The organism is Thalassotalea sp. 273M-4 (assembly GCF_041410465.1).
GTDB lineage: Bacteria > Pseudomonadota > Gammaproteobacteria > Enterobacterales > Alteromonadaceae > Thalassotalea_A > Thalassotalea_A aquiviva.
Genome location: NZ_CP166961.1, coordinates 2,849,990 through 2,866,858, shown reverse-complemented (window position 1 = coordinate 2,866,858; position 16,869 = coordinate 2,849,990). Strand labels below are relative to the sequence as shown.

Genomic DNA, 16,869 nt, shown 5'->3' with positions numbered 1-16,869 from the left:
TGCTCTCAAAATCTGAGTTTAATCTGCTTCAACTATTTCAAAATCGTGGCTGATTTTGACGCTTTTATTGAGCATAAGAGCAACGGAACAGTATTTGTCTGCCGACAATTGAACAGCGCGCTCAACGTGTTTTTCACTCACTTTGTTGCCAGTGATAACAAAATGCAAATGAATATCAGAAAATACTCGAGGGACACTATCAACTCGATTGCCTGAAAGTTCCACTTTACAGCCACTAACTTGTTGTCTGGCTTTGTCTAATATACTCACGACATCAACTGATGAACAGCCACCTAATGAAATTAGTACGTTTTCCATTGGACTTGGTGCTAGCGCACCAGCATTAGCATCCATAACCACACAATGGCCTGTTTCTGATGTTCCCATGAATAATTGGTTTTCAACCCATGTCACTGTTGCTTTCATTTTTTTAATCCATTTTAATCTTCAACATAATGTCGTTAGTGTAATGTTTTTATCTATAAAGTTCATTAGTTATCACAACTAGAACCCATTGCGGTTGTTATTAACCGTTTGGTTACAAGCGCCATTACCATAAGGTAAGCACTATAGATTTTGCTATAGCGCTATTAACAACGTTTACCTGTTTTGATTAACGATTGGTACTTTCGAAAATTTTATCGGCCGAAGCTGCAACAAAGCCGGTATACAGTTTTCCGTTTGCTAGTGGGTAGCGTTTGGCAAATTCATAGAAACAGCTAGGAATGGTTAATTTGATATCGCTAAACTCTACTTCTGCATGGTCAGCCATAGTTGAAGATTGTTCCAGTTTAACGTGTTCATTGCCCTTAATTTCACCGCCCGAGGTGTTAAGCTCAAAGCCACCTTGTTTAATGGTTTCATTTACTTGTTCTATGCTGTCATAGTCATTTAAATGATTAATGCTGACCGTAAAATGGTTCGCTCGATAACCCCAAGCTGCTAGCCAAGCTGCATACTCACTTTCATTTAATAATGTCTGATATTCATCACTGCTGATTTGCCAGTGTGTACCAGAATATAAAAAAGCTTCCTCGCTGACTTTGTCGGCATCAACTTGCTCTACGATGCGATGAATGATCTTTTGTACGGGGTCTGAGAATTCTTCAACTAATAACTCACTAATGAATACTTTAGGTTGGCTTTCATCTGGGTGTTCAAAATGTTTAGCATTAAGCTTTTTCGCGACAAATGTATATTGCCCACATTCTTTGTAGCCCAACTTTATCAAGCTTTGAGCTAATGTATCTAAATTTACTTTGGCTAAATTAAAGGTGCGATAAGCGACGTGATCATTTATTAAATCATCGCCGTTACCAAGTAACTGATGCACCTTTTTAGCCGATGGCGTCACGGTTAAATATTGTGCCCAAATTTTATCGAATAAGGCTTTTACTTTTTTTGACATAACTAACATCCTTTATAATTGTTATTTACGGAGGCTAGCCAACAATGTGGAAGGCACAGGTGTTAGATAGCCAAAATGACCTGCACTTTGGTGCAGGTCATGGACTGAATACCTGGGTTATAGGTTATCGATACAGCTAAAAAACGGTGGTGTTAAACCACAACATTTTGTGATGCTCGACATGGCGTTCATCTTAAATACTCAAGCCTGGGCTTAGTTGTTCTGGTAACTGTACTTTTTCAGCTTCAACAGAAGCCACAGGATAAGCACAGTAGTCAGCAGCGTAGTAAGCGCTTGCTCGATGGTTTCCTGAATCACCAATGCCACCAAAAGGTGCCGCACCACTCGCCCCAGTAATGGGTTTGTTCCAGTTTACAATACCCGCACGAATACGTGTAAAGAAGTGATTGTATAGCTCTTCGCTGTCACTTAATAAACCGGCGGATAAACCAAAGCTGGTATTATTTGCCATGGTAATAGCGACATCAAAATCGTCGTAACGTTGAATCTTTAACAATGGCCCAAAATGCTCTTCATCGGGTAAATCGTCAATGTCAGTAACATCGACAATCCCAGGTGTAACAAAACCTGTTTCGGGATCTTTTTGAGTTAATTCAACAAGTGATTTCCCGCCCATTGATAATAGACTTTGATAAGCATTAACCAAAGATGAGGCAGCTTTAGCAGAAATCATTGAGCCGATAAAGGGTTGCTCTTGATCGTCATAATAACCAATTTTTATGGCTTTAGTGACCGCGATAAGTTTTTCAATAATGGCATCACCTTGCTCACCTTTTTCAATGAACAAGCGGCGTGAACAAGTACAACGTTGCCCTGTGGTGATAAAAGCCGACTGCACGATATCATGAACAACGGCATTGATATCACTTACGTCTTTTACGATTAATGGGTTATTTCCACCCATTTCTAACGCTAAAATCTTGCCAGGCTGTCCAGCAAACTGTTGATGCAATAACTTACCCGTGGTTGAGCTACCAGTGAAGAATAATCCATCAATGCCTGGGTGATTTGCTAATGCTTTGCCAGTTTCAATCTCACCTTGAATTAGGTTAATAACGCCAGCAGGTAAACCAGCCTTTTGCCATAATTGCAAAGTGAACTCTGCTACTTTTGGGGTTAGCTCAGACGGTTTGAAAACCACTGTATTCCCTGCAATAAGGGCCGGAACAATGTGACCATTAGGTAAATGGCCTGGGAAGTTATATGGCCCAAACACGGCAACCACGCCATGTGGTTTATGGCGAATGAAAGCTTTGGCACCCGGCATTGGATTTTCCGTTACCCCCGTGCGCTCATTATAGGCTTTTATGGATAGGTTGATTTTTCCAATCATTGCACCCGCTTCAGTACGAGCTTCCCATAACGGTTTACCCGTTTCTTGTGCAATGGTTATGGCCATTTGCTCTTTATTGTCATTAAGCTCAGCACCATAGGCCTCAATGACCTTGATTCGCTCATCAACCGATAACAAAGCCCAATCGTAAAAGGCGATTCTCGCACTGTTTATGGCTTCGTTAACTTGGGGGGCACTCGCGCTGTTACCGGACCAAATAACTTCGTTTCTGGCTGGGTTTAACGATTCGAAGTTGTGCCCTAAACCCGGCACCCACTGGCCATTAATAAAATGTACTGAATTTGTCATTTATTTCCTCTCATTATTTTTTTAATTGGCACTAACCGATGCGAACCAAGTCACCCGAATTAACCTGTAAGGCCTTAGCTGTAGCTTGGTCTAATATCGCCAAATTATGTTCTTCGTCTACTTCGATAGCAACTTGAGCTGCTCTAAAATCGGCTAATTTGGTATTACATACCATGTGTTTAACGGGTGTGTGAATATCATCAATACGAACTTGTAATTTACGCGAATGACGGACAGTTTTTATCGATTTAAGTTGTGCTTCAACGGTTGGCCCCGCGTCAAAAATATCGACGTAGTTACGATACACAAAGCCTTCGTTTTCCAACAAACGTAAAGCGGGTACCGTATTTTGGTGAACTTTGCCGATAACCGCTTGGGCTTCAGGGCTTAACAGGTTGGCATAAATAGGATATTTAGGCATTAACTCTGCAATAAATTCTTTCTTGCCGATACCAGATAGGTAATCTGCGGTAGGAAAATCCATTGAAAAGAAATGCTCCTCTAACCATTGCCAAAATGGTGAGTTGCCATTTTCATCTGACACACCACGCATTTCTGCGATGACAGTATCATTAAAGCGCTCTGGATGTTCGGCCATAAAAAGAAAGCGAACTTTAGATAAGAATCTTCCGTTGTTATTTTTACGGTACTGATCTTTTAAAAATAAGGTACATAACTCGCTAGCACCGGTATAGTCATTACATAAGCTTAAAATGTCGATATTGTTGTAAATTTTGAGCTCTCTTGAAGAGTGAACAACTTTACCTACATGGTAATGGTAAAAGGCATCGCTTAAACCAACGGCCGCTTCAATGGCCGTGGTACCAACAACTTCACCTGTCTCGGAGTCTTCCATGACAAACAAGTAACCTTCATCACCGTCTACTTGTTGCTTGTGAAATGAGTAACCAGCGCGATTGATCCGACTTACTAATAAGTCTTCATTAACGGGTAAAGACGTGAATCCATGACCAGATTCAATCGCAATTTGATGCAGGCTTTCATAATCGCTACTGCGAATTGGGCGTATGATAATCATAAGATAATCTCTGTAATACTGGGTTATCTATTCTTGTACCAGCTTGAAACTGGTACAAGAACATCAACGCCGATAGTTACTTAGCCGCAACCATTTTGGCAACAGCGCGTTCAAATCGAGCTAGACCTTCAATGATCTCTTGCTCAGGGATGATAAGTGATGGGGCAAAGCGAATGATACTAGCACCCGCGACTAGGGTCATTAAACCTTCATCCATCGCTGCATTTAAAAATGCTTTGGCTTGACCTTGATATTCGTCAGTTAGTACCGAGCCAATTAATAAACCCTTACCTCGAATTTCTTTAAACACACCGTATTTTTCGTTGATCGTATTTAAGCCATCCTTGAACATTTGCTCTTTAACTTTGACTTGTTCTAATAACTCTTTGTTATTTACTGTATCAAATGCCGCTTCTGCTACAGCACAAGCAAGAGGGTTACCACCATAGGTACTGCCGTGGGTACCTATTTTAAGGTGTTTAGCGATGTTGTCTGTGGTGATCATTGCACCGATTGGGAATCCACCACCTAAAGCTTTTGCTGTTGTTAGAATGTCAGGGGTAACGTTTAAACCCATGTAAGCGTATAACTCACCGGTTCGGCCAACGCCTGTTTGTACTTCATCGAAGATTAATAATGCATTGTGTTGGTTACATAATTCACGAACGCCTTCAACAAACTCTTGAGTTGGCGATACAATGCCACCTTCCCCTTGCAGGGGCTCCATCACAACGGCACACGTTTTATCTGAAATTAATGCTTTTAGCGATTCTAAGTTGTTGTATTCAGCATGAACAACATCACCTGGCTTTGGACCAAAACCATCTGAGTATGCTGCTTGACCACCTACAGTTACAGTAAAGAAAGTACGGCCATGGAAGCCTTGCTTAAACGCGATGATTTGAGTTTTATCTTCTCCGTGAACATCTAAGGCCCAACGACGCGCGAGCTTAAGAGCCGCTTCGTTTGATTCAGCCCCAGAGTTGGCAAAGTAAACTTTATCGGCAAAGGTGGCATCAACCATCTTTTTCGCTAAGCGTAATGCCGGCTCGTTGGTCATTACATTGGAAAGGTGCCAAATTTTTTCACCTTGCTCTTTTAATGCTGCAACCAAGGCAGGGTGGCAATGGCCAAGACAGTTCACTGCAATACCACCGGCAAAGTCGATATATTCTTTTTCGTTTTGATCCCATACTTTAGAACCAAGTCCTCTAACCGGGATCACAGCAGAAGGTGAATAGTTAGGCACCATTACTTGATCAAAAAGTTCACGGTTTATGGGGAATTGTACAGTCATTTCTAAAATCCTTATAAATCTATGGGGATGAACAAGCGCCTATTTGTAAAAAAATCTTTGTAATTGTCGGGCCTTGTTCGATTTTGTTGCAACATTATGTCAGAAATGTTGCAACTTGTCTTCATTGAGAATGGCTATAAGCCAATAAAAATAAGGGGTTAGCGCATTTATTCAAAAATAATGCATAACTATTTTTGTCAAATAAACTCTGTTTTTATTGCCATTTAAGCCAATAAAATACACTGTTTACAGCCACTTATAGGGCATTTTTATTGAAATTGTTATTCTGATGTAAACGGGGTTGTTAACAGCATAAAATGAGCTCTCTTGATAGATCCTAAGGTGTTGGTATTACCTTAAAGAACACACATTGGCTTATTAGCTTGGTGTAAGGCGGAAGATAAAATCAAATCTAATGAAGAGGTAGAATAGGCTATTTGAATAGAGCCACGAAGAAATCGGGCAATGTGAAAAATAAGTAGGGTACTTTTATTGCGTTTATTTGAGCTCGTCGTTCATCAACGAGTGACCATATTGGCCGTTAAAGATAAAAAGTTTGCCAATAACTCATGTCCCTGTTCGGTGAGAACAGATTCTGGGTGAAATTGAACGCCCATAATCGGCAGTTGTGTATGCTCAATCGCCATTATTTCTTTTTCGCCTAATTCGTTTTCAATCCACGCTGTGACCTTTAGGCATGAGGGTAAGGTATTAGGCTCAATGAGCAGGGAATGGTATCGAGTTACTTGCAGTGGGTTGTTAAGATCTTGAAATAGGCCCGTCTGATTGTGATTAATGAGGCTGGTTTTGCCATGCATGACTTTGCTTGCCCTAACCACTTTGCCACCAAAATGTTGCGCAATACATTGATGTCCCAGACAAACGCCTAAAATAGGAAAGCGATCAGACAATTTCGCTAATACTTCAAGCGATATACCGGCGCGATTAGGATCGCAAGGACCTGGAGAAATCACGATATGGGATGGTGATAATTGAATAATTTGCTCAATGGTTAATTCATCGTTTCGAATCACTTTAACCTCATGTTCCAAATGCATAAAATAATGCACTAGGTTAAAAGTAAACGAGTCATAATTATCAATCATCAATATCATAGGAAGAATACCATTACATTTTGGCCATGGATTATTCCACTAAAAGCCACAGAAATAAAGGCTTTGTGGTGGTTAGGGGCTATTAAAATAAGTTGTTAGTATTGGTTTATCCATTTAATTTGAGCGGTTTCTGATTTGAAAGAATTCTAACTTCATCGCCAACATTCAGTTCTCCCTTGGTCAATGGGATCATATTTTGACCAAAATAAATCTGACCGTCTTCTGCTTGGCGATATTTCATTAGTGTAGTTAACGGTTCTCGCAAAGGATTACGCTCGCCTGTTAAAGCATCTACGGTAGTAAAAATGCATCGACTACAAGGTTTCGCGACTAAGAACTGACATTCCCCGATGGCAATTTGGAGCCAACCATCTTCAGCAAATGGTAAGGTACCTGAAAATATTAAATTAGGGCGAAATTGCGCCATTGTCACAGGCTCGGCTAACTTTTGGTTTAAATCATCTAATGAGGCTTTAGAAATCCCAAGTAACGGGAAACCATCGGCAAAACTGAGTTGGTGTTCACTATTAACCACCTGACGTGCACTTTTATGACCGTAGTAAAATAAACGACATGGCGTATTTAGGTATTGGCTAAACCAGTCGTCAGCTTCTTTATTGCATGTTTGACCGTCAATCTTGTCTTGCCAAACTTGCACTTGTTGGTATTCATTTGCAAAGTTTAGCGGGTTTAATTCAAGATCAGGCATGCCTGGAGCACGGACAGATAAAGCTTGCCCCTGCATTTTGGTTTTTACATGAACCAACTGGGCTTTGGTTCTGCCAGTAATAAATTTCCCATTAAGATCGGTAATAACAAAATGACGATCTAAAGGCAAACCAGTGTCACCAATATGTGCCTTGTTTAGGGCGATTCCCGCAGTCGATTTTATTGGGTAGATCATAATATCCGTTAACGTGATCATCAAAATATCCAGTGTGTGTAAGTGGCAAGTTATTTATTTGTCTAATATAGCAATTTATGACTTGGTTAAGGTAGTAAATGATCTGCTTTAGGGGGATGGGATGTTTGTTCAAGTCATCGTTGTTCACCAATTAAAAACCTCAGTTAAAGACAAACAAAGATAAATTTTTAGCAAGAAAAAAGCCCTTCAAATGAAGGGCAAACGTTCTGGAAAAAATTGCGAGCATTTAATGTAGTTTGGACTTCAAACTAGTAGCAGTACTTAAAGAGCAAAAAAGGAGCCAACTTGCAAAGAAACAATAAAGCCCTTTAAATTCAACGACATCAAAAGTGCATCTCCGATTGCCTGGCTAAAAAGCAAACTAAATGTAAAATTTGCCGACATCTATTAAGCACTCAAACAGGCTAAACTTTTTTGCGTACAGCCCCCAGACCAATCAAACCTAAAGCCAAAATGAAAAGTGTTGCAGGCTCAGGTAGGCTTCTATCATCAGGGCGTCTGGTGCTCACTAAGGCAAATTCTTTGGCACTGCCATCACCATCTACTGCTTGTCCCCTTAGGCCGACTATTCCCCAACTTGCAAGTGTAAAGCCATTTTTATTAATCGCAAACTGACCACTGGTATCAGGAGGTGTTAAATCATTCGTTTTCCAAGCTAAACCGACATCGAATAAGAAGCCCTGATAATCCACCCCATTAATCCAAAAATCACCGATATTAAAAGTAGAACTACAACCACCAGAACTCACACTATTTACATCGCCAAAGGCTTTGGCACAAACTAAAGAATTACTGGGATTTGATTCATTACTTAACCCGAGTGCGGTTTCATCAGCGTATGGATCGCTAGTATCTGGATCCCAAACAGGGCTATTAGCAGGAGTTCGATCTTCAGTTATCGGACCAAAATCAAAGAAGAACCCAGTAAGCTTTCCAACAACATTAGAGGTCACTTCATAAGTAACTAAAAATTTTCCTGAAATAGCGACGTCGTCCACGGTTACTTTATAATTTACGTGTTCCGTGCCAGCATGAAAAAAGCTTGAATAGGTAATGACGGCACTGTTTGCCATGAAAGATAAGGTTAAAAGCAAAAATAAGATAAAAATTTTAATACCATGCATTGTTTTTGTCCCCTATGCGTGATTATACAAGGGTTTCATGCATATTTTATTCCGCGAAAAAGAACCTAAAAGTTATCAGTTGCTTACTTTGGCATGTCAAGGACTGCGTTGATTAAAAAATTAAATATGTAAAAAAAGCTGACAATTTTTAGTCGTATTCGTGTTAGCTCAGAGGGGCAGGTGGAGTCGTTGGCGGGTGAAAGGGCAAAGCAAGACGTTAATCTTGCTCTTGCTGTTCTTTTAATTTACTTTGTTCAATGCGCCATTGTTGTAGTTCAGCATAATAACTGTCCCATACGCATGGGTTACATGAACCACTTTCACAACATTCACCATCTGCTGGCGGGACAGGCTTTTCAAGTTGCTCTATTTTGTCAGACATTTCGTTCTCAATTATTGTCACATTCTAATCTTTTTATACTATCTAAGTTTAAGCCAATAAAAAACCCTGCCAAAGCAGGGTTTTTAGCTGTCAAAGATAAGAAAACTTATTTATGCTCGGCTAATTTTTTTTCAAGATAATGAATGTTGGCACCACCTTTAGCAAAGCCAGGATCGTTCATAATGTCTTCTTGTAAAGCTATGTTGGTTTTAATACCGTCAATCACTAATTCATCAAGAGCATTTTTCATTCTTGCAATTGCCACATCTCGGGTTTCACCGTAAGTGATCAACTTTCCGATCATGGAATCGTAATGCGGCGGTACCGAGTAGTCGGTGTAAATATGCGAATCCCAACGCACACCCATACCACCTGGTGGGTGAAAGCGAGAAATTTTACCCGGTGAAGGAATAAACGTGCGTGGATCTTCTGCGTTAATACGACACTCAATAGCATGACCGTTTACTTTGATATCATCTTGGGTCACGGTTAAGCCTAAACCTGCTGCCACACGAAGTTGCTCTTTAATTAAGTCAACACCGGTGATCATCTCGGTAACGGGGTGCTCTACTTGAATACGGGTGTTCATTTCAATGAAATAAAACTCGCCATTTTCATATAAGAATTCAAAAGTACCCGCTCCACGATAGTTAATTTCGATACAGGCATTACAACATTGGGCACCGATTTTAGCGCGAAGCTCAGGGCTAATACCTGGAGCTGGTGCTTCTTCAACAACCTTTTGGTGGCGACGCTGCATTGAACAGTCACGTTCAGCCAAGTGAATTGCATTGCCTTTGCCGTCCGCTAAAACCTGAATTTCAACGTGACGTGGGTTCTCAAGGAATTTCTCCATGTAAACCATATCGTTATTAAACGCGCTTCGAGCTTCTGACTTGGTAAGTTGAATGGCTTCAAGTAATTCATCTGCGCTTCGTACCACTCGCATACCACGACCGCCACCACCACCAGATGCTTTGATAATAACAGGGTAGCCAATGCGCTCACCATGGGCTAGGTTCGCCGCATCGTCATCTGTTAATGGACCATCAGAGCCTGGTACACAAGGTACACCCGCCTTTTTCATGGCAGCAATAGCAGACACCTTGTCACCCATCAATCTGATGCTATCGGCTAGAGGGCCGATAAAGGCAAAACCTGAGTCTTCAACTTGCTCGGCAAAGTCGGCATTTTCGGCAAGAAAGCCGTAGCCAGGGTGAATCGCATCGGCATTGGTAACTTCCGCTGCTGTGATCAAGCGAGGGATATTTAGATAACTATCTAGTGCCGATGCCTTACCAATACAAATGGTTTCATCCGCTAATAGCACGTGCTTTAAATTTTTATCGGCTGTGGAATGAACGGCAACCGTTTTAATTCCAAGCTCTTTACATGCACGTAAAATACGTAATGCAATTTCGCCTCTGTTGGCGATAACTACTTTATTTAACATGAAACTAACCTTAAATTGGGTTTATTCAATTACGAATAGAGGTTGGTCAAATTCGATTGTGTCTTCATTTTGTGCAAGGATTTGCTTGATAACACCTGATTTGTCGGCTTCGATTTGGTTCATCATTTTCATCGCTTCGATGATACATAATGTGTCACCCGCATTAACGTGTTGACCAACTTCAACAAACGCTGGCGAACCAGGTGCGGCCGCTGAGTAAAAGGTACCAACCATAGGTGAACGTACAATGTGACCTGTTAATTCAACAGGGGCATCGGTAGCAGGTGCTGGCGTTGCTGCAGGCGCTGGTGCTGGAGCCGCAGCTTGTTGAAATACAGGAGCTGGCGCACTCGATACAATTTGTCCGCCTCGGCTGATGCGTACAGATTCTTCGCCTTCTGAAATTTCTAACTCATTAATACCTGATTCTTCAACAAGTTCGATTAATTTTTTAATTTTACGAATATCCATTAGTTTACCTTGTAATGATTATATTAATTATTTTTTTTCAATGTGTTATAGGCATAGTCCAAAGCATAGTTGTAACCTTGGGCCCCCAAACCACACACCACCCCTTCGGCGATATCCGAAAGGTATGAATGATGTCGAAAAGATTCACGTTTGTGTACGTTAGACAAATGTACCTCGACAAATGGAATATTAACCGTTAATAGAGCATCCCTAAGCGCTACGCTAGTATGAGTAAATGCTGCTGGGTTAACGATAATAAAATCTGTATTTTGATACGCATCATGAATCTTATTGATTAGTTCAGATTCGGCATTACTTTGCAGATGGTCGAGCGATATCCCCAGTTCATTTGCGCGTTCTGTTAACGCAGAAATGATCTGTTCTAATGTCTGTGCGCCATACACATCAGGCTCTCTTACGCCCAACATGTTCAAGTTAGGGCCGTTTAACACTAAAATTTTAAACTTTGTTGCCATCTGCTGCTAAATCCATTGAATTTGTTTTTATTTTACCATTCCCTACATATTTGCATAAATATCATGTAAATGACCAGTGAAAATATGTAAAAATTAGGATGCGGGCACATTATAGTGATTTTCGCAGACATTAGCACCAAATTACTGGTCTAATCAGCGCAGATGCAAAAAAGGCAAAAGCGTTTTCATGCTTTTGCCTTTTTTACATTTTGATTGCCAAGAGGTCTATCTATGCAGGTTAACTGAACAGCTTTTCAATATGAGCAGCGAATTCGGGGGCCGACATAAAGCCGGTGATACGTTGTGAGTCGAGTTCGTTTCCTTGCTGATCAAAAAACAAAATAGACGGCAATCCAAATACATTGAAGTGTGACATGATTTCAACATTAGCGTCGGTGCCAGTATCGGTTAAGTCAATTTGCACCAGTAAGGTGTTTTCTAATGCTTTTTGTACTTCGGGTTTTGGAAAGGTGTATTTTTCAAATTCTTTGCAAGCGGCGCACCAATCAGCGTATAAATCTAGCATCACACTCTGGCCATTGGCATTAGCGTTTGCAACTTGTTGGTATAACTCATCTAACGACGATACTTTCACAAACTCTTTGTGTGCAGGTGCATTTATATGGCTAGTGCTGGGAAAAAGTGTTTGATAGCCAAAGTTGGCAGAGAAAAACAACATCATAAATATTATCAACGAACGCAGACCAAACCAAAAACTTCCGGTGTTTGTTTTGCTATTGACCACATAAAAGTAGGTGGCTGCAGAAAGGCCGAGTAATGCCCATAACAAATTGGCCACAGACTCATCGATAAAGCGTTCTAATAAGAAGATGGGAACGGCAAGTAATAATAAGCCAAAGATGTTTTTGATCACATTCATCCATTGGCCCGCTTTAGGTAATAGTTTGCCACCAGAACTTCCTAATACCAGAAGCGGTAACCCCATTCCTAAGCTCAGCGCATATAATGCTGAACCACCAATCACCACATCACCCGTTTGAGCTATGTAAATTAATGCGCCAGTAAGGGGGGCCGTAGTGCAAGGTGAAGCCACTAATCCAGAAATTGCGCCCATTACAAAAACAGACAAGCTTGAGCCACCTTTTTGTTTATTGCTTAAATGAGTCAGCTTGTTTTGCCAGCTGGCCGGTAGGCTCAAATTAAAGACCCCAAACATAGATAGGGCTAAAAATACAAACAAAATGCTTAATATAATCAGTACCGCAGGGTGTTGAAATGCGGCTTGAAATTGGGCGCCAGCAAGGGCTACCACAACCCCTAATAGGGTGTAGGTTATTGCCATCCCTTGAACATAAGAAAATGACAACGCAATGGCTTTTTTGGTGGTTAATTGATTGCCTTGACCAACAATGATCCCAGTTAAAATTGGGTACATAGGAAATACGCATGGCGTAAATGATAATAACACTCCCAAGCCAAAGAATGACAGTAGGGTAAGTAACAGGCTGTTACCGGCAAGCATTGAAGCAAGCTCATGCTGTTGGCTAACCGAATTGTCGGCTAAAGAGATAGCCTCTGGTGCATTGTTCGATACATTTTCTAAAGGATTCGCAGTCGAAGAAATGGCCGATAAAACATTCAGCGGTGAAGCCGCGCTTGCATCGCTTGCTGGCAATATGAGCTTGTTTATTGGTAATGTTTTTTTAGTTGGAGGGTAACATAAACCTTTACTTGCACAGCCTTGATAGGTGACGGTCAGTTCGGCATTATCAACTGCCTGACTAATTATCACGCCTATTTTTGCTTGTTCATAATAGACGGGTTGAATACCAAAGTACTCATCCTCATGATCGACCGCAGGTGGTAAAATGGTGTCGCTAATGTCACCATTTTTTATGCTGAATTTTAATTTGTTTTGATACAGGTAGTAGCCATCAGCAATATTAAAAAATAACTCTAACTCTTCACCTTGCTGGTAAAAATCAAGTTGGAAAGCTTGATCAACATGTAAAAACTCTTGTTGATTACTGAACAATGAGTTTAGGCTCGTGTCAAAAATAGAATCTTGAGCGTGGGCCGAATAAGAAAAAGTACTTAAAACGAGTAAAAATATGCTGAATATCGAGCGCATTACGTATCTACTACCGTGTCGTTGATCCAGTTTAAATATGCTTTACTGCCCTGCTGGATATTCAGAGCAATAACTTCTGGCACATCATATGGATGGTTATCCATTATGTATTGTTCAATGCGTAAATAAAGGCTCGCTTTTGACTTTATTAGTAACTGCACTTCATTATCGCAATGTATCTCGCCCTGCCATTGATAAACAGATTGAATTTTAGGCACTATATTAACACAGGCGGCCAGTTGCTTTGCAACTAAACCATTGGCTATTTTGTGTGCACTCTGTTGGTCTGGGCAGTTCGTTAAGACCAGATGATACATTTACTTACACCCTTTTTAAAATATCTTAATGGGATTGGTATTATTTAAACTGTTTATGATTTAATCTTAGGCCAATTGCAAGCTTTACTTACCTATGCGCTTGAAATAGACCCTTTTAACCCCATATAAGTTTCATGTAACAAGTTAAATTTATCCGACCTAGCCAGATATTTATGACGGGCAAAAACGGGTTAATTGGCTTAAACGTTTTATCGTCACTTGCGGATCCAATATGTTTCGAATTTTATTTTTACTATTTGTTTTTATGCCCATCCTAGAAATCCTTGTATTAATTAATGTAGGGGCATTAATTGGGGCATGGCAAACCATTGCGATAGTTATTATTACCGCATGGTTAGGTGCTTATCGGGTGAAACAGCAAGGGATGGCGACTTATCAATCAGTACAGCATAAGCTTCACACTGGCGAAATGCCATCGGATGAAATTATTGGCGCATTGTTGTTGTTAGTATCTGGTGTGTTGCTAATTACCCCAGGTTTTATTACCGATATATTTGGCTTTTTAATTTTGTGGCCAGTTACCCGTCAAATGATGATAAACCTCGTGAAAAAGAAACTGATTGTGCACTCAAGTGTATCGCAACAAGGCTTTTCGCAATCTTTTCACCATCAAAGCTTTGACTCATTTGAGCAAGGGCAACCACCTTCGGTAGATAAGGTTAAAGATAACACCACCATAGAAGGTGAATTTGAGCGAAAAAATTAATTGAAAACGTTCACTTAAGATTAAGGCCAAATGAAGATCAAATTTTGGCCTTTTTTTTAAATTTTTTTCGATTTCACTCTTGAGATCAGAATATTGCACCCCATTTCTTCATTAACAAAAAATTGTAATTCATTATCTATCAGTATCAGGAGATATAAATGAGCATTCGTCCTTTACACGATCGTGTAATCATTAAACGTAAAGAAGTAGAAGCTAAATCTGCTGGCGGAATTGTATTAACAGGCAGTGCAGCAGAAAAGTCGACTCGCGGTGAAGTAATCGCTGTTGGCAACGGTCGCATCCTCGAAAACGGTGAAGTTCGCGCCTTGGATGTAAAAGTTGGCGATCACGTTATCTTTAATGAAGGTTACGGTGTTAAAACCGAGAAAATTGACGGTGAAGAAGTGCTTATCCTAAGTGAAAGCGATATTTTAGCAATTGTTGAATAATTGCTCGTTCCCATACTCCAATTGAACAGACAATGAACGACAAACGTCGTTGTCGATAAAGAATAAAGGAAAACATCATGTCAGCAAAAGACGTATTATTTGGTAATGACGCACGTGTAAAAATGCTTAAAGGCGTCAACATTCTTGCCGATGCAGTAAAAGTAACATTAGGCCCAAAAGGTCGTAACGTTGTATTAGACAAAAGCTTTGGTGGTCCAACAATCACTAAAGACGGGGTCAGTGTAGCGAAAGAGATTGAACTTGCCGATAAATTTGAAAACATGGGCGCACAAATGGTGAAAGAAGTTGCTTCTAAAGCCAATGATGAGGCCGGTGACGGTACAACAACTGCGACTGTATTAGCACAAGCTATTGTTAAAGAAGGTTTAAAATCAATTGCTGCGGGTATGAACCCAATGGATCTTAAACGCGGTATCGACCAAGCTGTTACGGCAGCCGTTATCGAGCTTAAAAACATCTCTCAAGTATGTGCCGACAACAAAGCGATTGAACAAGTAGGTACCATTTCGGCTAACTCTGACAACACCGTAGGTAAAATCATTGCTACAGCAATGGAAAAAGTGGGTACTGAAGGTGTTATCACCGTAGAAGAAGGTCAAGCACTAACTGACGAACTTGATGTGGTTGAAGGTATGCAATTTGATCGTGGCTACTTATCTCCGTACTTTATCAACAACCAAGAAAATGGCACCGTTGAACTTGAGAACCCATTCATCTTATTAGTTGATAAAAAAATCTCTAATATCCGTGAGCTTTTAACAACCTTAGAAGGTGTGGCAAAAGCGGGTAAGCCATTATTAATTATTGCCGAAGATGTTGAAGGTGAAGCGCTAGCGACTCTTGTCGTTAACAACATGCGTGGTATCGTGAAAGTAGCAGCGGTTAAAGCCCCTGGTTTTGGCGACCGTCGTAAAGCTATGCTTCAAGACATCGCAACCTTAACGGCTGGTACCGTTATCTCTGAAGAGATTGGTATGGAGCTTGAAAAAGCGACATTAGAAGACCTAGGTCAAGCTAAACGTGTGGTTATTTCAAAAGATAACACCACCATCATTGATGGTATCGGTGAAGAGGCTGAAATTAATGCTCGTGTTGCTCAAATCCGTGGTCAAATCGAAGAGTCTTCTTCAGATTACGACAAAGAAAAACTGCAAGAACGCTTAGCTAAGCTGGCTGGCGGTGTTGCTGTCATCAAAGTTGGTGCGGCTACTGAAGTTGAAATGAAAGAGAAGAAAGCTCGCGTCGAAGATGCATTGCATGCAACTCGTGCCGCAGTTGAAGAAGGTGTTGTTGCCGGTGGTGGTACCGCACTTGTTCGTGTTGCTGACAAGATCAAAGCACTTGAAGGTGCAAACGAAGATCAAACGCACGGTATTAACGTAGCGCTTCGTGCAATGGAAGCGCCACTTCGTCAAATCGTTACCAACTGTGGTGATGAAGCATCGGTTGTATTGAACGAAGTGCGAAACGGCGAAGGTAACTTTGGTTACAATGCCGGTAACTCAACGTACGGTGATATGTTGGAAATGGGTATTCTAGACCCAACAAAAGTAACTCGTAGCGCATTACAATTTGCAGCGTCTGTAGCCGGCTTAATGCTTACAACCGAAGCTATGATAACGGATGCACCGCAAGATGACGCTTCACCAGCAATGCCTGATATGGGCGGTATGGGTGGCATGGGCGGCGGTATGCCGGGCATGATGTAACCCCAGTTCGTTAAATAACGTCACTTTTACAAAACCAGAAACAGCACGCTGTTTCTGGTTTTTTTATGGATTAATTTCATTTATAAGTGTGTTTTTAGATCGTTGCTTTAACCAAAATTAAATAATCTTGATATAAATGCAATTAATTTGATCTAATCGGTAAAAGTCTCTGAATTTTCGATACAATAACAAAATAATAAA

General features: G+C 40.7%; 17 protein-coding genes. 3 read left to right on the top strand and 14 right to left on the bottom strand.

Going from position 1 to position 16,869, the window contains the following annotated elements; all coding sequences use genetic code 11:
• Positions 1-18: 18 nt before the first annotated feature.
• From ACAY00_RS12825 to cutA, 14 genes are all read right to left on the bottom strand, one after another.
• The gene (locus ACAY00_RS12825; RefSeq protein WP_371374415.1) at positions 19-426 is read right to left on the bottom strand and encodes an OsmC family protein; all 408 of its coding nucleotides are present in this window, start codon (positions 424-426) and stop codon (positions 19-21) included.
• A gap of 187 nt (positions 427-613) precedes the next feature.
• Positions 614-1,408, bottom strand: a complete 795-nt coding sequence (locus ACAY00_RS12820) for a DUF1338 domain-containing protein (protein WP_371374412.1) — start codon at positions 1,406-1,408, stop codon at positions 614-616.
• 193 nt (positions 1,409-1,601) lie between these two features.
• Positions 1,602-3,071, bottom strand: a complete 1,470-nt coding sequence (gene astD / locus ACAY00_RS12815) for a succinylglutamate-semialdehyde dehydrogenase (protein ID WP_371374408.1) — start codon at positions 3,069-3,071, stop codon at positions 1,602-1,604.
• A gap of 31 nt (positions 3,072-3,102) precedes the next feature.
• On the bottom strand, positions 3,103-4,110 hold the full coding sequence (gene astA / locus ACAY00_RS12810) for an arginine N-succinyltransferase (RefSeq protein WP_371374405.1): 1,008 nt from the start codon (positions 4,108-4,110) through the stop codon (positions 3,103-3,105).
• A gap of 76 nt (positions 4,111-4,186) precedes the next feature.
• The gene (locus tag ACAY00_RS12805) at positions 4,187-5,407 is read right to left on the bottom strand and encodes an aspartate aminotransferase family protein (protein WP_371374402.1); all 1,221 of its coding nucleotides are present in this window, start codon (positions 5,405-5,407) and stop codon (positions 4,187-4,189) included.
• A 518-nt stretch (positions 5,408-5,925) separates the two neighbouring features.
• Positions 5,926-6,522 carry an aminodeoxychorismate/anthranilate synthase component II gene (locus ACAY00_RS12800; protein WP_371374399.1) on the bottom strand — a complete coding sequence of 199 codons (597 nt, stop codon included), beginning with the start codon at positions 6,520-6,522 and terminating at the stop codon, positions 5,926-5,928.
• Between the two features lie 106 nt (positions 6,523-6,628).
• Positions 6,629-7,447, bottom strand: coding sequence for an MOSC domain-containing protein (locus ACAY00_RS12795; RefSeq protein WP_371374395.1), 819 nt, complete (start codon positions 7,445-7,447; stop codon positions 6,629-6,631).
• Positions 7,448-7,851: 404 nt separating this feature from the next.
• Entirely contained in the window at positions 7,852-8,571 is a 720-nt protein-coding gene (locus ACAY00_RS12790; protein ID WP_371374392.1) for a PEP-CTERM sorting domain-containing protein, read from the bottom strand.
• 217 nt (positions 8,572-8,788) lie between these two features.
• On the bottom strand, positions 8,789-8,953 hold the full coding sequence (locus ACAY00_RS12785) for an oxidoreductase-like domain-containing protein (RefSeq protein ID WP_371374390.1): 165 nt from the start codon (positions 8,951-8,953) through the stop codon (positions 8,789-8,791).
• 106 nt (positions 8,954-9,059) lie between these two features.
• Positions 9,060-10,406, bottom strand: a complete 1,347-nt coding sequence (gene accC, locus ACAY00_RS12780; protein WP_371374387.1) for an acetyl-CoA carboxylase biotin carboxylase subunit — start codon at positions 10,404-10,406, stop codon at positions 9,060-9,062.
• A gap of 21 nt (positions 10,407-10,427) precedes the next feature.
• Positions 10,428-10,877, bottom strand: coding sequence for an acetyl-CoA carboxylase biotin carboxyl carrier protein (accB, locus tag ACAY00_RS12775; RefSeq protein WP_371374384.1), 450 nt, complete (start codon positions 10,875-10,877; stop codon positions 10,428-10,430).
• A 23-nt stretch (positions 10,878-10,900) separates the two neighbouring features.
• The gene (gene aroQ, locus ACAY00_RS12770) at positions 10,901-11,353 is read right to left on the bottom strand and encodes a type II 3-dehydroquinate dehydratase (RefSeq protein ID WP_371374381.1); all 453 of its coding nucleotides are present in this window, start codon (positions 11,351-11,353) and stop codon (positions 10,901-10,903) included.
• 238 nt (positions 11,354-11,591) lie between these two features.
• Positions 11,592-13,445: a protein-disulfide reductase DsbD gene (locus tag ACAY00_RS12765; protein ID WP_371374379.1), complete on the bottom strand. Its 1,854-nt coding sequence runs from the start codon at positions 13,443-13,445 to the stop codon at positions 11,592-11,594.
• Positions 13,445-13,762 (bottom strand): divalent-cation tolerance protein CutA, encoded by a 318-nt coding sequence (gene cutA, locus ACAY00_RS12760; protein ID WP_371374376.1) that lies wholly within the window; start codon positions 13,760-13,762, stop codon positions 13,445-13,447. Before cutA ends, ACAY00_RS12765 begins: the two co-directional genes overlap by 1 nt.
• A gap of 232 nt (positions 13,763-13,994) precedes the next feature.
• Here cutA and ACAY00_RS12755 point away from each other — a divergent pair, with 232 nt between their 5' ends.
• The 3 genes from ACAY00_RS12755 to groL all read left to right on the top strand — a co-directional run bounded on the left by ACAY00_RS12755 (position 13,995) and on the right by groL (position 16,668).
• On the top strand, positions 13,995-14,489 hold the full coding sequence (locus ACAY00_RS12755) for an FxsA family protein (RefSeq protein ID WP_371374372.1): 495 nt from the start codon (positions 13,995-13,997) through the stop codon (positions 14,487-14,489).
• A gap of 158 nt (positions 14,490-14,647) precedes the next feature.
• Positions 14,648-14,938: a co-chaperone GroES gene (locus tag ACAY00_RS12750; RefSeq protein WP_371374369.1), complete on the top strand. Its 291-nt coding sequence runs from the start codon at positions 14,648-14,650 to the stop codon at positions 14,936-14,938.
• A gap of 77 nt (positions 14,939-15,015) precedes the next feature.
• A complete protein-coding gene (gene groL, locus ACAY00_RS12745) occupies positions 15,016-16,668 on the top strand; it encodes a chaperonin GroEL (RefSeq protein WP_371374366.1) in 1,653 nt (550 codons plus the stop codon).
• Positions 16,669-16,869 lie beyond the last annotated feature (201 nt).